Origin of the sequence: Bradyrhizobium sp. SZCCT0148, from assembly GCF_018129985.1 — a bacterium.
GTDB classification, from domain to species: domain Bacteria; phylum Pseudomonadota; class Alphaproteobacteria; order Rhizobiales; family Xanthobacteraceae; genus Bradyrhizobium; species Bradyrhizobium japonicum_H.
Genome location: NZ_JAFCKT010000011.1, coordinates 41,763 through 59,017, shown reverse-complemented (window position 1 = coordinate 59,017; position 17,255 = coordinate 41,763). Strand labels below are relative to the sequence as shown.

Genomic DNA, 17,255 nt, shown 5'->3' with positions numbered 1-17,255 from the left:
TCACATCCCGCCCAGGCCGCTATCCACGGCCAGCGTCTGCGCGGTGACGTAGACGCTTTCGTCCGACAGTAAGAACAGCACGGCATAGGCGATCTCCCAGGCCGTGGCCTGACGGCCGAACGGGACGTGGCCCTTGCCGCGGTTGGGGCGACCGGCGCCGGCTTCGCGGCAGGCGCTCTACGACAAGGCGCTCGGGCTTCGCTATGTAATCGGCCATGAGGGGCAGATCGGCGGGGGCAAATCGTAAGACGGGCGCGGGCAGGTTGCGCCGTTGCTGGCTCGGGCGGGAAACCATGGTAACATGCTCCCCGTGTCCGAACCTGCAGCGAGGCCATCATGCCCGACACTGACAAGGTTTTCGCCGGCTCCATTCCGAAAATCTACGACGAGTATCTCGTGCCGATGATCTTCTCCGTCTATGCGGAGGACATCGCGAAGCGCGTCGCCGCCCGCACTCCTGCCGTGCTGCTGGAGATCGCCGCGGGCACCGGCGCCGTGACGCGCGCCGTGGCCGCAGCACTGCCGCGCGGCGTTCGTTATGTCGCGACCGACCTCAACGAGCCCATGCTCGCCGTTGCCGCCCAGCGCCAGGCCAAAGACGACCGCATCACCTGGCGACAGGCGGACGCCATGGCGCTGCCTTTCGGCGACGCCGAGTTCGACGTGGTCTGCTGCCAGTTCGGCGCGATGTTCTTTCCGGACCGCGTCAAGGCGTATGGCGAGGTCAAGCGCGTCCTGAAGCCGGACGGCACCTTCGTGTTCAACGTCTGGGACCGTATCGAGGACAATGTGGTCACGCACGAGGCGACCGTCGCGCTCGGCAAACTGTTTCCCGACGATCCGCCGCGATTCATGGTCCGCACGCCGCACGGCTATTACGACAGGAGCCTCATCAAGAGTGATCTCGAACGCGCAGGCTTCCGCGACATCTCGATCGAGACGCGATCCGAAACGAGCCGCGCGCCCTCGCCCGAATATGTCGCGCTCGCCCTCTGCCAGGGGACGCCGCTGCGCAGCGAGATCGAGGCGCGAGATGCCGCCAAGCTTCAGGCTGCGACCGACCTCGTTGCCGAGACGCTCCGCACCCTGCACGGATCCGGAGCGGTCGACGGCAAGATCCAGGCGATCGTGATCGAAGCGCAGGCGTAGAGACGCCGCCGCGGGCGGCCTGTTACCACCAGCTTCGCTGCATCGGCTGCGTCGACTGGTAATACTGGTACTGGCCGCGCTGCCGGCGCGGATTGGCGGGCTGAACGTAGGGGTCACGCTGGTAGAAGAAGCCGAAGCCGTTGCCGCCATTGTCCCAGCCGTCATCGCTGGCGATCATGGCAGGTGCGGTCGGCTTGCGCGTGATGAAGCCGCCTTGCGGCTGGTCGCTCAGCACCGCCACGAACTCGGTCCGGTAATTGGTCTCGGCGCTCAGCGGCTCGTCCGAGATGATGATCGAGGAGCGCGGCAACGCGGTCGGCCCGATGCGATCCCAGACGTCCTGCGGGATCGTGATGCGGTCGAGCGCATTGCGGGCCTCGTCGCCGTTTTCGATCGTGACCACGCTCCAGCGCAGCCCCGTCCCGGACTTCGCCATCGCCGTGAAGATATGCGTACCGAGCGGCTGCTCGGGATTGCGGATCGTGACGGGGACTTCGATGCTGGTGTCGAACACTTCGCCGCCGCCGTCAGGCGCCGGCTTGTGCGTGTTTCGCCGCACATAGAGCTTCTGCGTCGAGCGGCTGATGTAGACCGAGACAGGCTCACCCGCGAGCTTTGCGTCGGTCGCTGCCTTGACGGCCTCGGCCTTCCTGGTCGCAGCGGTCTTGGCGGCGTCCTTTGTCGCGGCCACGGCATCGCGCTTCGGCTGCGCGGCGGCCTTGGCGGCGTCGAGCTGCGTCGCCGCGTCGGCGGCCTTGTTGGCCGCCTTCTGCTTCAATTCCTCGGCCTTGGCGCGGGCCTGATCAGTCTTGGCATTCGCGAGCGTCTTGTCGGCGAAGGCGAGCTCGGCGTCCGCGCGGGCCTTCTGCTGTTCCAGCTTGCGCAGCGCGGCAGGCAGCGACGAAGCTTCCTTCGCGGCGGCTGAGGCAGCCTTCTTGGCCTCGTCGGCAGCCCTCGTCGCCTCCTCGGCCTCGACGGACAACTTGTCGGCCCGGCCGGGCACGGCTGCGATGGCCTCCGGCTTCGGAACGAACAGCGAGGGGTGAGAGAATTCGGTCGGGACCGTATCGTGGGGCGAGATGATCACTCGCATCCCGATATACGTCTTGTCGAACAGGCCCTCGGCAAAGCCGAACGGCATGCGCACGCAGCCGTGGGAGGCGGCGTAGCCGGGCAGCGGTCCGCCATGCAGCGCAATGCCGTTCCAGGTGATGCGCTGCATGTTCGGCATCCAGGCATCGTCATACATGGTCGAGCGGTGGTCCTTGTCCTTCTCGACAATGGCGAACACGCCGGCCGGCGTCTCGCGTCCCGTGGTGCCGGTCGACACCGGCGCGCGCAGGATCCAGCCATCGGCGTCGTAGAAGGTGACCTGCTGGCTCTTGATCGACACGATCGCCATGATCGGATCGCCGGCCTGCCGCGGCGCGACCGCCTCGGCCGGCTGGCGCGCCTGCTTGGCTGCTTCGGCGCTGGCGGTCAGCGCCGCCAGGACGGCGACTGCGGCGAGCGCGACACGTCCGGAGGGCCGGCAACGCCGCATCGCCGTGGAGGATTGCGCCGTCGTCATCAGGTCTTTCATGCCATACCCCGGTCCAGTACCAGTCCGCGCTCTTATCGATCAGATTGCGATCTTTGGATTAAGAAATCGCAGCCACCTTGCGTTCCGTATCCGGCAATATCGGGACCTCGAAGCGGCAAATCTCTCTTATACGAGGGGTCGCGCAGGCGGAAGGTGGCCCGGGGCCGCGGCTGGCCTGGGCTGGGCACGAATCACTGCGGCACGGTGTCGGCCGGTGGGATGAACCGCGTGTCAGGCCCGAGACTCCGGCCGCGCGATGTGACCGTCATCACAGAGAATTGTGAGATGGTTCCTGAACGGCCTACGGCGCGACCCCGACTGCCTTGCTGTCGACCGCAGCCTGGATTTCCGCATCGCTCAAGCCCGCCTCGCGCAACACCTCCCGCGAATGCTCGCCGAGGCGCGGCGCCATGCGATGGATTCCGGCCGGGCTCTCCGAGAATTTCGTCGCGGGGCGCGCCTGCCTGATCCGTCCTTCGGTGGGATGATCGATCTCCGCAAACAAGCCGACGGCGGCGAGATGCGGCTGCTCGCCGATCTCGGTGAGCTTGGCGAATGCCGTGTGCGGCACGTCGAGCCGCAGCAGCAAGTCCTCCCACTCCGCAGTGGTGCGGGTCGGCCCGATCTCGCTCATGCGGTCGTAGATCTTGTCGATGTTTTGCGAGCGCAGCACGGGATCGCGCACACCGAGCTCGTCGCTCAACTCAGGTCGGCCGACGGCCTCGAAGAAGGCGCACCAATTGTCTCCGGAATAGGGCAGCATGGTCAGCCAGCCGTCCTTGGTTTTCACCGGGCGCCGGTTCTTCATCCGCTTGTAGCCGGTCGGGCCGATCGGCGGATCGAAGGCGTGGCCGCCCAGCATCTCGATGCTGTTGAAGCCGGCGATGGTTTCCAGCATCGGCACCTCGACCATCTGGCCCTGCCCGGTGCGCTCGCGCCGGAACAAGGCCGCAGAGACCGCGCCGACCATCGCCATCGCACAGATCTTGTCGCCGATCAGGCTCGGGACGAAGGCCGGCTCCTCGTCCGATCCGATGGACGATGCGAGGCCCGAGGCGGCCTGGATGATCTCGTCGAAGGCAGGGCGCGCGGCCCACGGGCCGTCCTGGCCGAAGCCGGTCGCTGCGGCATAGATCAGCCGCGGATTGAGCTTCGCGCAGGCCTCGTAGCCGAAACCAAGCCGCGCCATCGCCGCGGGGCGCACATTGGTGACGAGCGCATCGACCGTCGGGATCAGCCTGGCCAGCGCCGCCTTGCCGTCCGGATGCTTTAGGTCGAGCGCAAGGCTGCGCTTGTTGCGGTTCACCGCCATGAACTGCCCGCTCATGCCGCGGTTTCGGAACACGCCGGTGTAGCGCCAGGTATCGCCCGCGGGCGGCTCGACCTTGATGACATCGGCGCCCCAATCGCCGAGCATTTGCGCGGCATAGGGACCGAACAGCACGCTCGTCAGATCGAGAACGCGGATGCCGCTGAGGGGACCGGTCGCTGTCGTCATCTCTTCACCCGGGCTGGAGCAATGCAGTCAATTCTCGAGCGGGCAAGGCCGGCGCCCTGCCCGCCCGTCGCGAGACGTTGATCCTACTCGCCGATCACGTCGCCGAACAGCTCCCAGGACTTTCCGTTGAAGCGCGCCATCTGCAATTGGCGGATCGGCGTCACCTGTTCCGCGGAGGTGTTGAGCTTGATGCCGGGCAGCAGCATCGGCAGCTCGACGTCCTTGAAAGACTGCGTCTGCTTCATCAGGTTCGCGCGCGTCAGATCGTTGCCGGCCCGTTGCAGCACCAGCTCCATGATCTGCGCCATGGTGTAGCCGGTGACGTTGAAGATGTCGGCGGGATCGGCTCCGGAATTGTAGGTCTTCATCCACGCGCGCCAGGCTTTCATGCCGGCGTCATTCTCCCAGCGCGGATCGCCGGGATCTTTCAGGAAGGCGCCGGTGACGATACCGAGGGAATTGTCGAGTCCGGCCGGCACCAGCACGGAGCCGACGGAATTCGAGACGGCAGGAAGGATGATCTGCGGCTTCCAGCCGAGCTCCGCGATTTTCTTGATCGCCTGCGCCGCGAATTTCGGCGTGCATTCGTTGAACACGACGTCGGCGCCAGCGACCTTGAACTTGACGATCTGGGAGTCGACGGTCGGGTCCGTCGTCTCGTAGACGGCTTCCGATACGATCTGGTTGACGTGCTCGCCGAGCCCCTCCTTGAAGCCGGCGAGATAGTCGCGGCCGGGATCCTCGTTGGGCGTGATCACCGCGATCTTCGCGTTTGGCTTGTTCGCCAGGATCCACTTGGCGTAGATGCGGCCTTCGGTCCGGTAGGTCGGCTGCGAGCCGGTGGTCCAGGGGAAATGCTGCGGATCGTTCCAGCGGCTGGCGCCGCTCGACGGGAACAGCTGCGGGATCTTTTTGGCGTTGAGATATTTCTGGGCCGCGATGTTCGGGCCGGTGCCGAGCATCGAGAACATCGCCAGCACCTCGTCGCTCTCGGCCAGCCGCCTGACCTGCTCGACCGTCTTCGGGGGCGAGTAGCCGTCGTCCATGCTGAGCAGTTCGACCTTGCGGCCGTTGATGCCGCCCTTGTCGTTGAGCATCTTGAAGTAGGCGATTTCGGCGCGTCCGATCGCGGAATAGGCGGAAGCAGGCCCAGAATACGGCATGGTCTGGCCGAGCTTGATCGACGTATCGGTCGCGCCGGTGTCGTAGTTTCCGGCCATCGCGGCCGAAGCGGCGCTCAGGACTGCGAATAGAGCGACAGCTCCACGGATCAGTTGTGTTCCCGGCATGCCCGGCATCTCCTTCCCTGGCAGAGTGCATCGACGCGCGTGCCCACAGGCCGTCGTCGACGTCCTCCACTTCTGTTCTTGGTTATCATCGGCCGCATCGATCGCGATGCCGGCGAACGGGACGATAGCCTGAATATGGCGGGAGAGATGTAGCGAAGAATTCAGATGCGTATGCGCATCCCGCAGCGGTCACATGGCGCGCGCACGTCACGGGGACGTGAGCATCAGACCTCGAGCCACTCCTGCCGCACGGCGGCATTTGCCTTGAGCTCGTCGGGTGTGCCCTCGAACACGACGCGACCGTGGCCCATGATGTAGACACGCTTGGAGATCCGCAACGCGATCGACAGCTTCTGCTCGACCAGCAGAATGGCAACGCCCGCCTGCGCGATCCGCGCGATGAGGTCGCCGACCTGCTGGACGATCAGCGGCGCGAGGCCTTCGGTCGGCTCGTCGATCATGATGAGGTCGGGATCCCCCATCAGCGTCCGGCACGTCGTCAACATCTGCTTTTCGCCGCCGGACAACACGCCCGCGGCCGTGTCGGCGCGCGCGGCGAGATTGGGGAACATGTCGAGCATGTCCTGCAGCCGCCACTTGCCGGGACGGCGCGTATCCTTGACGCCGAGCAGGAGGTTCTGCCGAACCGTGAGGCTCGGAAAGATGTCGCGATGTTCGGGCACATAGCCGAGCCCGAGCCGCGCGATCTTGTAGCTCGGCAGCCCGACGATGTCCTTGCCCTTGAAGCGGATCGTGCCCTGCGGGGCCACCTCGCCCATGATGGCTTTGACCGTCGTCGAACGGCCGACTCCGTTGCGGCCGAGCAGGCTCACGACTTCACCGGCGGCCACATCGAGATCGACGCCCTGAAGGATGTGGCTCTTGCCGTAATAGGCGTGGAGATCCCTGACCTCGAGCATCAGTGTGCCTCCTCGCCGAGATAGGCTTCCTTGACCTTCGGGTCGCGCCGGATCTCTTCCGGCGTGCCTGATGCGATGATATGGCCGTAGACCAGCACCGAGATGCGATCGGCGAGGCCGAAGACGACGCTCATGTCGTGCTCGACGATGACGAGGGTCTTGCCCTCGGTCAGCCGGCGGATCAGCGCCACGGCGCGCTCCGTTTCGGCGTTGCTCATGCCGGCGGTCGGCTCGTCCAGCATGACGACGGTCGCGCCGCTCGCGATGGTGATGCCGATCTCGAGCTCGCGTTGCTCGGCATAGGTCAGAAGACCGGCCGGAACGTCGCGCCGATGGGTGAGATGGATGTCGTCCAGGATCTTCGCGGTGCGCTCGCGCACTTCGGGCAGGCTGTCGACGTTCTTCCAGAAGGCATAGCGATGCCCCGTCGCCCAGAGCACGGCGCAGCGCACGTTCTCCCACACCGACATCCGCGCGAACACGTTCGTCACCTGGAACGAGCGCGACAGGCCGCGCCGATTGATCTCGAACGGCTGCAAGCCCGAGATCACCTCGCCGTTGAGCTTCACCTCGCCCGACGTCGGCTTGATATGGCCGCTGATCAGATTGAACGTCGTCGACTTGCCGGCACCGTTCGGGCCGATGATCGCGTGACGCTCGCCTTGCGCGACGCTCAAATTGAGGTCACGGATGATGCCGACATTGCCGAAGCGCTTCTCGACGGCAAGGACTTCGATGGCTGCGCTTTTTCCTGATACCGCTCCGCTCATGCCAGATACCCCCGGTCACGGGCGACGGTCGCAGCCCTGTCCCACGCCTCCGCGATCCGCCCCCAGCTCAGCCGTGCGACAAAACCGCCGCCGACCAGGAGAACCAAGGCGACGATCCATGTCACTGGCGATTGCGGCTTGAAGCCGATGCCGAACAGATTGATGGTCTCACCGCCGGAAAAGCGCGCGACCGTCTCGATGGCCAGGATGACGCCGCAGGCGAGCGCCACGGTGGGAACGACCGCGACGAGATAGGACAGGATCACGGTCCGAAGCGTGCCGGCGCGAACCAGCGGCCGGTGCATCATCAGAAGGCCGGCAATGCCGCCGGGCGAGAACATCACGATGCCGATGAAGATGATGCCGAAGTAGAGCTGCCAGACGCTGGTGACGCTGGTCAGCCCGAGCTGCAGGTAGGTCACCAGGATCGCGCCGAGGATCGGCCCGAAGAAATAGGCGGTGCCGCCGATGAAGGTCGAGAACAGCACGAGGCCCGACTGGATCGCGCCGAGATAGGCGGAGTTCGCGATCTCGAAATTGATTGCGGCCAAGCCACCGGCGACACCGGCAAAGAAGCCGGCAAAGCAGAAGGCGAGATAGCGGACGACATGGGGATCATAGCCGATGAACTGGACGCGTTCAGGATTGTCGCGGACGGCGTTGCTGATCCGGCCCAGCGGCGTCCGGGTCAGCGCGTACATCGCGATTGCCGACAGCACCAGCCAGAACGCGATGAGGTAATAGACCTGAAGCTGCGGACCGAATGACCAGCCGAACATCTTCGGCAGCGCGGTGCGGTCCGTGGTGACGCCGGATTCGCCGCCGAACACCGATCGCAGGATCAGCGAAGACGACGCCACGAGCTCGCCGATGCCGAGCGAGATCATCGCGAACACGGTGCCGGCGCGCTTGGTCATCACCCAGCCGATGATGATTGCGAACACGAGGCCGCCGAGCCCGCCGAACAGCGGGATGAACGGCAGCGGGATCGGCCATTTGTGCGCGACCACCGCGTTCATCATGTGGCAGGCCGCGAAGCCGCCCAGACCGTAATGCACGGCATGACCGAACGACAGCAGGCCGGTCTGGCCGAGCAGGATGTTGTAGGACAGCGCAAAGACGATGGCGATGCCGATCAGGCTGAACGATGTCAGCGAGCCGCCGGAGGAGAACAGCATCGGCAGGACGATCAGCGCGGCGATGCCAAGCAGCCAGACGCCGTAGAAGCGCAGGCCGTCGCCGGCAGGCTTGCCTGGAGCATTCGATGCCGATGTCGAGGTCGGGGTCACCTTGGCGGTCATGACTCGCGTGTCCCCATCAGGCCCATGGGGCGTACGATCAGAATGATCACCAGCAGCAGATAAGGCACGATCGGCGCGACCTGGGCGATGGTGACGTTCCAGATGTCGGTGAGGACGGAGGGACCGGCCGACGGATCGAGCGGGCCGAAGGCGCTCGCGAGCGAGCCGTCGAGCGCCACCGCAAAGGTCTGCACCAGGCCGATGACCAGCGAGGCAATGAACGCGCCCGGCAACGACCCGAGGCCGCCGAACACGATCACCACGAACAGGATCGGGCCGAGTGCCGCGGCCATATCGGATTGCGTCACCAGCGCGGGACCGGCAATGACACCGGCGAGGCCGGCCAGCGCGCTGCCGACGCCGAACACCGCCATGAACACGCGGCCGACGTTGTGGCCGAGATGGCCGACCATATGCGGATGCGTCAGCGCCGCCTGCACGATCAGGCCAACGCGGGTGCGCTTGAGCACGATCAGCAACGCAATGAAGATCACGATCGAGACGGCCAGCATGAAGAGCTTGTAGGCGGGATAATTGGTCGAGAAGATCGTGAAAGCCGGGAAGTCGAGCAGAGCGGGCACGCGGTAGTCGACCGGGCTCTTGCCCCAGATCATCGACACGATCTCCTCGATCGCAAACGCGAGGCCGAATGTCAGCAACAGTTCCGCGACATGGCCGTGCTTGTGGGTGTTGCGCAGGCCGTAGCGCTCCACGGCCATGCCGATGGCGCCGACCAGCAACGGCGCCAGCACCAGCGCCGGCCAGAAGCCGATCCATTTGGTGAGCTGGAAGCCGAAGAAGGCGCCTAGCATGTAGAAGCTGGCATGGGCGAAGTTGAGCACGCCCATCATGCTGAAGATGACGGTGAGCCCGCTCGACAGCAGGAAGAGCAGCATGCCGAACAGCACGCCGTTCAGGGTCGAAATGACAATGAGTTCAAGCACAGCGCACTCGTCTCTGGCCGGGGCCCGATGGCCCCGGGTGAATGTCGTCCAATCAAAGGCCTTCCGCCCGCCGCCTTCCCAGGACCAGTGACGGTCGCGCGAGAGCGGTGGGCCAGGTGATTACGGCCGCGCCATCTTGCAGGTCGTGGAGACCATCGCCTGCGCGGTGTCGACCTTTGAGACCATGTGCCACCCCCAGCCGGTGTTCTCCTCGTCGAACGGCTCGTTGGCGGCGAGCTTGCCGAAGGAGGAGATGTAGATCGGCTGGAAGAATTGGTGGTCGTCCTTGCGCATGAGGCCCTGGCCGCCGTCGAGAACCTCGAACTTCAGGTCTTCGAGTGCCGCCGCGACCTTCACGGGGTCGACCGAATTGGCCTTCTCCGCCGCCGCCTTGAACATGCGCATCTCGTTGACTGCGCGCGGATACCATAGCGAAATTCCGACCTTGGCGCGGAACGCCTTTTCGAAATCCATTGCCGCCTGGTTGCCCGAATTGGCGAAGCCTTCGGTGATCTGGAAGACCTGGTGGTCGAGGCCGGTCTGCTTGATCGCGGTCGGCCCACCGGCACCGCCGGCATAATAGGTGTACCAGTTGACCTTCAGGCCGGCGTCGGCCGCGGCCTTGAGCAGCAGCGCGATGTCCTGGCCCCAATTGCCGGTGACGACGCTGTCGGCGCCCGAAGCCTTGATCTTGGCGATGTAGGGCGAGAAGTCGGTGACCTTGAGCAGCGGATGCAGCTCGTCGCCGACGATCTGGATATCCGGACGCTTGGCGCCCAGCATCTTGCGGGCGTCGGTGCGCACCGATTGGCCGAACGAATAATCCTGGTTGATCAGGTACACCTTTTTGATCGATGGGGTGTCCTTCATGTAGTTGGTGAGCGCTTCCATCTTGATGTCGGAGCCTGCGTCCCAGCGGAAATGCCAATAGCTGCACTTGTCGTTGGTCAGGCTCGGATCGACGGCGGCGTAGTTGAAGTACAGGACTTCCTTGCCGGGATTGCGCGTGTTGTTCTTGGTGACGAAGTCCGAGAGCGCCGCGGCGACGGACGAACCGTTGCCCTGCGTAATGAAGCGGACCCCCGAGTCGATCGCCTTCTGGGCCTGCACAAGGCTTTCCTGCGGATTCGTCTTGTTGTCGAGGCCGACGATCTCGATCTTCTTGCCGAGAATGCCGCCCTTGGCGTTCATCTCCTCGGCCAGATACTGAAAGGTCTTCAGGCCACCCTCGCCGACGCTGGCACCACCGCCGGAGAGCGGATCGATGTAGCCGATCTTGATGGTGTCCTCGGCCGATGCGGCTTGGCCAAGCATCGGGGCAATCACGGCAATGGCCAAAGTAAGTTTGCGCATCATTTAGTTTCCTCACTGGCTATCGACTTTAGTCGATGATCCCGTTGCGCTTGTTGCAGCGCAATTTAGGCCCCTAATGAGCAGAATGAACGTTGATTTACAAGCGCCGCCGAACATAGCTCCGGCCACGGCTATGACATGCGGAGGCGACTGCCTCTCTCTTGCGCACAGCTTTCCGCGTCGAGAAATAGCGGCAGGGGAACTGTCACGTCGCGGAGAGCCGCGGGGCCAAGGCACGCGCGACTGCGTCAGCGGCAGCTAAACGCCCAGCGGCTTGCGGTTGAAGCTCCGCAGGAAACGCAGCGACAGCGTCCGGACACTGGCGACGTTGAGGAGCCAGGCGGTCGCGACATAGGCAAGGCCACCGGCGAGGCTGACGATGACGAGCGACATGAAGCCGGTACCGCCCGCTTGCGACCGCGCAGCCAGGATCGCAGCCGCCATCACCGCTGCGGAGGCCGCAATACCGGCGAGGCGGCCGAAGTCGAACGGGACCGGGTGGGCGCGATGCATCAGGACGACGGCAACGAGGAAGCCGAGCGCCTCTGTTGCGAGCGTCGCCAGCGCCGCGCCGTAAAGGCCATAGCCGGCGACCAGCGCGACCATCAGGGCGACGCTGACCACCAGCGTCAGGAAGGATTGCGCCGCCAGCATGAAGGGCCGCTCGGCGAGCTGGAAGCTGATCTGCACGTAGAACTGATTGGCGATGCCGAAGAAGCGGGCGAGCACCAGCGTCGGCAGCAGCGCCGAAACACCCGCGCGGAAGTCGACGCCGACGAGCGTGCCGGCGACCTGATCCGCTGCAAGCGCGAGCCAGATCGCAACGGGCGTGACGACGACGAGCAGCAGCTCGAGGCTTTCGGTTAGCCGCTCTCGCGTCGTCTCCTTGTTGTTGTCGGACAATGACCGGAACACCAGCGGCACCGTGGCCGCGGCGACGCTAGACGCGATCATGACCATGAACTGACGCGGCAGGTCTGCGGCGACGCCGAAGATGCCGGCGGCATCCTTGCCGAGCAGATAGGCCACGATCAGGCGGTCGCAGGCCGAATAGACCGCAACGGAGAGCCCGGCCAGCGTCAGCGGCAGGCCGTAGCGGGCCAGCTGCATGAACTGGTTGCGGTCGAAGCGCGCGATCCTGGTGCGGTCGCCGACGAGGTTCAGGATGATGCCGGTGAGCGATCCCAGGCCGAACGCTGCGAGCAGCCCCAATCCACCCCAGCCGAGCCAGATGCCGAGCAGGCCGAAGCCGACGCTCGACACGCTGCGCACGATCGAGATCGCGGCAAACCGGTAGGGACGCAATTTGGCGCGCTCAAACTCCTGACCGACATCGACCGCATTGGCCATGATCGCGACGAACATGCTGGCGAGCAGCAGTTCGACACTGAGGTCGCTGCGGAACAGGAAGACCAGCGGGGTCGTGGCGCAGAGCACCGCGACGGTGAGCCCGAAGGCCACCATTGCCGTCCCGCGAAAATCCACCTCCGCCGACATCGCCTGATAGCGCGACACCGACAGCTTGATCCAGGCGAAGAAGATCGCGCCCAGGATGCCGGCAAGGCTGATGCCGACGACATAGACGCCGTACTCGGACGGCGTCAGCAGCCGCGTATAGGCCGTGACCGCGAAGAAGCCTACCGCCGCAGGCAGGATGTAGGCGACGAGATAAATCGAGAAATGGCGGTTCAGCATGCGAGCACGGGACCGGCGGCGGTCTTGCGAGTGTGGCGGCCGTTCATCAATGCGGCCTTGAATGGCGCCTTGCGGGGCGAGTGAATGCGCCGCAGCATCGCTCAAGATTGTCACATAAGTTTGCAGATCGGGCGGCGAATGAAGCTCTGAAGCGGCTTTCGCGCGTTAGCGTTAAATTTGCCCTTCCCGAACACGGCATGGCGCGATCCTGGAAGGAAACCATGCCCCGCAGACGGCGGAAGTTAACCCCACGAGACGAAACCCCGGCGTTGTGAAGCGACGCTTGGTACGATGGTGCGTTGGCTCGAAAAGGGACTGCCGTGACCAGGCTCGACAGACGCGAATTTCTCCTCGGCGGCGCCGCAGCACTCGCGGCAGGCGCCTCCGTGTCGGCGGCGCCGGCGTCGAAGCTGGCACGACGCAATCAGGGGTTCGGCGCAGCCGCCACGCTCTGGGACCTGCAGGCCGATCCGAGGCTCGGCGAGGCCATCAGCACCTATTGCACCCAAGTGGTGCCGGTGCTCGAACTGAAATGGCCGATGCTGCGGCCGAATGCGCACACGTTCAATTTCGAGCGCGCCGATGCCATCCTGGATTTTGCGCGGGACAACGACCTGACGATGCGCGGCCACGCGCTGGCCTGGTATCACGACATTCCGGACTGGGCCAAGCAGATCAAGGAGACCCGCGGCGTCGAGCGCGCCTATGTCGACCACATCGGCACGGTCGTGTCTTATTACAAGGACAAGCTGACGTCGTGGGACGTCGTCAACGAGCCGATCCCCGACAATCCCCGCAGCCCGAAGGACCGGCGCGACACGTTCTGGACCCAGCATCTCGGCCAGAGCTGGATTCCATTAGCCTTCCGCACGGCGGCTGCAGCCGATCCCTTCGTCAAGCTCGCGATCAACGAATACGACATCGAGTCCGCCAAGGACTCTTTCATTGCCAAGCGCGCGGCCTACCGACACCTGATCATGGACTTGCTCGACCAGGGCGTTCCGCTCCATGCCGTGGGGCTGCAATCGCACCTCCATGCCGAGCTCGAGATCGACACCCATGGGCTCGCCGAATTCGTCACCGAGCTGCGCTCCTGGGGACTTGAGGTGTATGTCACCGAGCTCGACGTCGACGACCAGAAGTTGACGGGCAATCCGGCGGAGCGCGATGCCATCGTCGCCAAGCGGGTCAACGACCTGCTGACGGCGATCTCGACCAGCGGCCCGGTGCGCTCGATCCTCACCTGGGGCCTCTCGGACCGCTACAGCTGGATCAACGGCACCTTTGCCCGCGCGGACAAGCAGCCGAACCGCCCGCTGCCGCTCGACGGCGAGTTCAAGCCGAAGCCGTTCATGGACGTGATCAGCAAGTTTACGAAAGACGCTTGAACGCGAGCCTAGCTGCGCGCCTTTGCCTCGAACTCGGCCGCGTCGTCGATATGGTCCGGCGCCAGGCTTGGAGCGCGGCGATCGCGCGAACTGAGCCGGAACACGTCGCGGATGTCATCGACCGAGGTCGACGAATAGGACTGGATGCAGAGCGCGACCTGCTCGGGCCTCGCGGCGCGCATCAGCGCTTCGATGGCCGGACGGTCGAGCGGCGTGTCGTCCCAATGCGAGACCGCGATGCTGTCTTCGGTAACCCGATGGGCGGCCAGGTGCGCGGGCGAGTTCGCGACGAAGTGGCCGTACATCAGATATTCCGAGAACTTCTTCTTACGGCACAGCGCCAGGACCCAGTTCAAGCCGGTCGCCGACTTGATGGCATCGGTCATCGCGCGCGCGGTGTCCTTGTCCCAGACCAGCGCGTTGCCGACGTAGTCGTCGGCTGGGAAGGAGCGGTCCTTGATGCCGAGAAGCTGATCAACGGTGCGCAGCCACAACCCATGCAGGGGGTGATCGGCGCCGATGTCCTTCGGCGTGACGAACAGCGGCGTCTTCCCGGCGCCGGCATATTGGCCGACGTCGAATGCGCGGAAAAAGAGATTGTCCGAATCCAGGATGCAGACGCGCTGCTCGGGCGCGTTGAGGACGCCGGCGATCTTCAGGATCTGCTGGATGTGCCAGCCGTGAACCGGCGACGACAGCAGCGACAGCCAGACCCGCCGCTTGCTGATGAACTGGAGCGCCAGCGGCAGCGCGAACAGCCATTTCGGCAAATAGCGCGAGGCCGGAACGATGACCCGCTTGTCGGAGGCGAACCGCGCGAACAGCGGCAAATCCTCATCGTTAACGAGGACATAATGCCGCGTGTATCCCGTGAGCCAGGTGTCGATGCTCTCGCTGAGCAGCGAAAAGCGTTCGATATCCTTGGCATAGCTGGCAGTCAGCAGGGCAACGGAATGCATGGGCGCGCTCAAATGGCCATCGGACCGTACTCATAGCGGTGTCGGCATGGGTTGGAAACGTCGATCCGCAATCAAGGTAAAATGAAACGAAGCGTTAGCCCTCCGGCGGCACCGTTGCACCACGCTCGGCTGGCGCGACGGAGTCCCGGCCATCACGGATGATTACGGGGCTCACCCGCCAAAGATGTGAATGACCCAGTTGCAGCTTGATTATTTGGCGCCACCGCGCAAGATATCCTGCGTTTTGATTTGGACGAATATTTTCGACCGGGGGGTCGTTATGGGTGTAATCGAATTTTTCAGGAGCACCTCGTTGGGCGACGAGGATTGCACGGGTCTCCAAAACATACTGGTTGCCGAGAAGACGTAGGCTCATCGGCGCGCAGGAATCGTCAGGCTTCACTTTTCCCGCTCGCGGGTCGAGCTTGGGGTCTCGCACAAGCTTGCGCCTGTAAACCGGCCTGCAAATCGACAAGAATTCGCCCCGGTGGACCGCTAGAAGCGGTCTGCGTGGTTGATTCTTGCTCAGTTGTTCTTCCGTCGGGACCGGGGATTTACCCCCGGCCTGGCGCTAAAGGCCCAATTGATGGCGAACGACAGAATCGAGCTCTTTGTCGGATTGATCGAATCCATTGACGCGCCGGGCGCGGTCGAGGAGTGTCGGCGGCTGCTCTCGGTCGATGAACGGATCCGCGCCGATCGCTTCATGTTCGAGCGGCATCGACGGCAGTACATTTTCGCGCATGCGATGCTACGCCTGGCGCTGTCGCAGATCGCCTCCAACGTCGCGCCGTCCGACTGGTCCTTTGCAACCGGTCGCTACGGGCGCCCGTTTGTCGCAGCGCCCGTGACATCGAGCGCGCTGCATTTCAGCCTGTCGCACGCCGACGGCTGCGTCGCTTGCGTCGTGTCGCGGCATGAATCCGTCGGCGTCGACGTCGAAACAGTGTCGCGGCGGGTGGCGCCGCTGTCCACCGCGCTTCGCTTCTTTGCGCCGGAGGAGGTCGAGGCGCTGCGCGCACTGCCGGAGCCGGCGGCGACCGAACGCTTCTTCGACTATTGGACACTCAAGGAAGCCTACCTAAAGGCCAGGGGCTTTGGGCTCAATCTGCCGCTCGACGCCTTCGCGATGCAGGTCTCGCACGAGGCGATCGAGATCAGCTTCAAGCCCGATATCGCCGACGATCCCAACGGCTGGCGCTTCTCGCTGTGCTCGCCCTCGCCATCGCATCGCCTCGCGATCGCCGACGGCTCTCGCGCGGACGGCGGGCTTCCCATCAGCCGCAACGCCTGGCCGCTCCGGGAAGCGGCGGAATGACGCCGCCGCGGAGGCGGCATCACCGCGCCTCTTCGAACCCCGCCAGCACCGAGGTCAGGTTCGCGCCCAGAATATCCGAGAGGTAGCCGCCCTCCTGCACGAACACGGTCGGCAGGCCCATCCTGGCGATGGCCTGGCCGATGCGGCGGAAGCTCGGCGTCGTGACCGCCAATCCCTTCAGCGGATCATGCTCGGAAGCATCCAGGCCGAGCGCGATGACGAGCGCACCGGGAGCAAAGGACTCGATCGCCTTGCGCGCGACGTCCATCGCCTGGATGTAGCCGTCATCGCCGGTGCCGATCGCGAGCGGGATGTTGAGATTGGTGCCGAGGCCGGGTCCCTCGCCGCGCTCATGCGCATACCCCCACACATAGGGATAGTAGGCGACGGGATCGGCATGGATCGACACCGTGTAGACGTCGGGCCGGGCGTAGAAGATGCCTTGCGTGCCGTTGCCGTGATGGACGTCGACGTCGAGAATCACGACGCGCTCGTGCTTCTGCCGCAGATGCGCGGCAGCGATCGCGCTGTTGTTGAGGAAGCAGAAGCCGCCGGCCATGTCGCGATAGGCGTGATGGCCGGGCGGACGGCAGAGCGCATAGACCGCATCCTCGCCGTCCATCACCATCTGCGCGGCGGTGACCGCAACGTCGGTCGCGGCACAGGCGGCGGCCCAGGTGCCCGGACCGATCGGCGCCGCGGTGTCGGCGGTATGCCAGCCGAGCCGGCCTACGATATGGGTCGGGTAGGTCGCAGCATGGCGCACCGGATGGATGTTGCCGATCATCTCCGGGCCGGAATCGCCGAGCGCGGTCCAGGCGTCCCAGGCTTCGCTCAGGAACGACAGATATTCCGGACTGTGAATGCGCGCGCGAGGCCCCTGCCCGAATGTGGTCGGTTCGACCAGCTGGTGCTTGCCGTCCTTCAAGCCCTTGAGCAGGCGGTCGGCGCGCTCCGGCTGCTCGGTGGTGCGCTTGACCACACCGCGGACCAGGAAGAATTGCGGATCGTGGCTGCGGTGCAGTTCGGTATGGACGGCTTTCACTCAAACACTCCGTAGTCGTTTTGAAGCTGCCACAGATGTCTTGA

The 17,255-nt window shown here is 64.7% G+C and carries 15 protein-coding genes and 2 pseudogenes; 4 read left to right on the top strand and 13 right to left on the bottom strand.

What is annotated here, in order from left to right; translation table 11 throughout:
• Positions 1-168: pseudogene (locus JQ580_RS26145) on the bottom strand (SDR family oxidoreductase); the annotation flags it as partial.
• Position 169: 1 nt separating this feature from the next.
• On the opposite strand from JQ580_RS26145, the pseudogene JQ580_RS34260 reads away from it, so the two are divergent.
• Together JQ580_RS34260 and JQ580_RS26140 are read left to right on the top strand one after the other, a co-directional pair.
• Positions 170-241: pseudogene (locus JQ580_RS34260) on the top strand (VOC family protein); the annotation flags it as partial.
• 95 nt (positions 242-336) lie between these two features.
• Entirely contained in the window at positions 337-1,149 is an 813-nt protein-coding gene (locus tag JQ580_RS26140; RefSeq protein ID WP_212283068.1) for a class I SAM-dependent methyltransferase, read from the top strand.
• Positions 1,150-1,171: 22 nt separating this feature from the next.
• On the opposite strand, the gene JQ580_RS26135 is transcribed toward JQ580_RS26140, so the two are convergent.
• From JQ580_RS26135 to JQ580_RS26095, 9 genes are all read right to left on the bottom strand, one after another.
• Positions 1,172-2,731, bottom strand: coding sequence for a L,D-transpeptidase (locus JQ580_RS26135; protein WP_212283067.1), 1,560 nt, complete (start codon positions 2,729-2,731; stop codon positions 1,172-1,174).
• Between the two features lie 301 nt (positions 2,732-3,032).
• A complete protein-coding gene (locus JQ580_RS26130; protein WP_212283066.1) occupies positions 3,033-4,229 on the bottom strand; it encodes a CaiB/BaiF CoA transferase family protein in 1,197 nt (398 codons plus the stop codon).
• Between the two features lie 83 nt (positions 4,230-4,312).
• Complete coding sequence (locus JQ580_RS26125; protein ID WP_212283065.1) at positions 4,313-5,527, bottom strand: ABC transporter substrate-binding protein; 1,215 nt, start codon at positions 5,525-5,527, stop codon at positions 4,313-4,315.
• A 215-nt stretch (positions 5,528-5,742) separates the two neighbouring features.
• Complete coding sequence (locus tag JQ580_RS26120) at positions 5,743-6,438, bottom strand: ABC transporter ATP-binding protein (RefSeq protein ID WP_212283064.1); 696 nt, start codon at positions 6,436-6,438, stop codon at positions 5,743-5,745.
• Positions 6,438-7,208: an ABC transporter ATP-binding protein gene (locus JQ580_RS26115; RefSeq protein WP_212283063.1), complete on the bottom strand. Its 771-nt coding sequence runs from the start codon at positions 7,206-7,208 to the stop codon at positions 6,438-6,440. The genes JQ580_RS26120 and JQ580_RS26115 overlap by 1 nt, the downstream gene beginning before the upstream one ends.
• Complete coding sequence (locus tag JQ580_RS26110) at positions 7,205-8,509, bottom strand: branched-chain amino acid ABC transporter permease (RefSeq protein WP_212283062.1); 1,305 nt, start codon at positions 8,507-8,509, stop codon at positions 7,205-7,207. Before JQ580_RS26110 ends, JQ580_RS26115 begins: the two co-directional genes overlap by 4 nt.
• The gene (locus JQ580_RS26105) at positions 8,506-9,453 is read right to left on the bottom strand and encodes a branched-chain amino acid ABC transporter permease (protein ID WP_212283061.1); all 948 of its coding nucleotides are present in this window, start codon (positions 9,451-9,453) and stop codon (positions 8,506-8,508) included. Before JQ580_RS26105 ends, JQ580_RS26110 begins: the two co-directional genes overlap by 4 nt.
• A gap of 120 nt (positions 9,454-9,573) precedes the next feature.
• Positions 9,574-10,806, bottom strand: a complete 1,233-nt coding sequence (locus tag JQ580_RS26100) for a branched-chain amino acid ABC transporter substrate-binding protein (protein ID WP_212283237.1) — start codon at positions 10,804-10,806, stop codon at positions 9,574-9,576.
• Between the two features lie 258 nt (positions 10,807-11,064).
• Positions 11,065-12,501 carry a lipopolysaccharide biosynthesis protein gene (locus JQ580_RS26095; RefSeq protein WP_212283060.1) on the bottom strand — a complete coding sequence of 479 codons (1,437 nt, stop codon included), beginning with the start codon at positions 12,499-12,501 and terminating at the stop codon, positions 11,065-11,067.
• A gap of 320 nt (positions 12,502-12,821) precedes the next feature.
• Between JQ580_RS26095 and JQ580_RS26090 the strand changes: the two genes are divergently transcribed.
• On the top strand, positions 12,822-13,889 hold the full coding sequence (locus JQ580_RS26090; RefSeq protein WP_212283059.1) for an endo-1,4-beta-xylanase: 1,068 nt from the start codon (positions 12,822-12,824) through the stop codon (positions 13,887-13,889).
• Between the two features lie 8 nt (positions 13,890-13,897).
• Here the strand turns inward: JQ580_RS26090 and JQ580_RS26085 are convergent, their stop codons facing one another.
• Positions 13,898-14,848 (bottom strand): DUF6492 family protein, encoded by a 951-nt coding sequence (locus JQ580_RS26085; RefSeq protein ID WP_212283058.1) that lies wholly within the window; start codon positions 14,846-14,848, stop codon positions 13,898-13,900.
• A 94-nt stretch (positions 14,849-14,942) separates the two neighbouring features.
• Positions 14,943-15,251, bottom strand: coding sequence for a hypothetical protein (locus tag JQ580_RS26080; RefSeq protein WP_212283057.1), 309 nt, complete (start codon positions 15,249-15,251; stop codon positions 14,943-14,945).
• 183 nt (positions 15,252-15,434) lie between these two features.
• On the opposite strand from JQ580_RS26080, the gene JQ580_RS26075 reads away from it, so the two are divergent.
• The gene (locus tag JQ580_RS26075) at positions 15,435-16,166 is read left to right on the top strand and encodes a 4'-phosphopantetheinyl transferase family protein (RefSeq protein WP_212283056.1); all 732 of its coding nucleotides are present in this window, start codon (positions 15,435-15,437) and stop codon (positions 16,164-16,166) included.
• A 19-nt stretch (positions 16,167-16,185) separates the two neighbouring features.
• On the opposite strand, the gene JQ580_RS26070 is transcribed toward JQ580_RS26075, so the two are convergent.
• Positions 16,186-17,211 carry a histone deacetylase family protein gene (locus JQ580_RS26070; RefSeq protein WP_212283055.1) on the bottom strand — a complete coding sequence of 342 codons (1,026 nt, stop codon included), beginning with the start codon at positions 17,209-17,211 and terminating at the stop codon, positions 16,186-16,188.
• Positions 17,212-17,255: the final 44 nt, after the last annotated feature.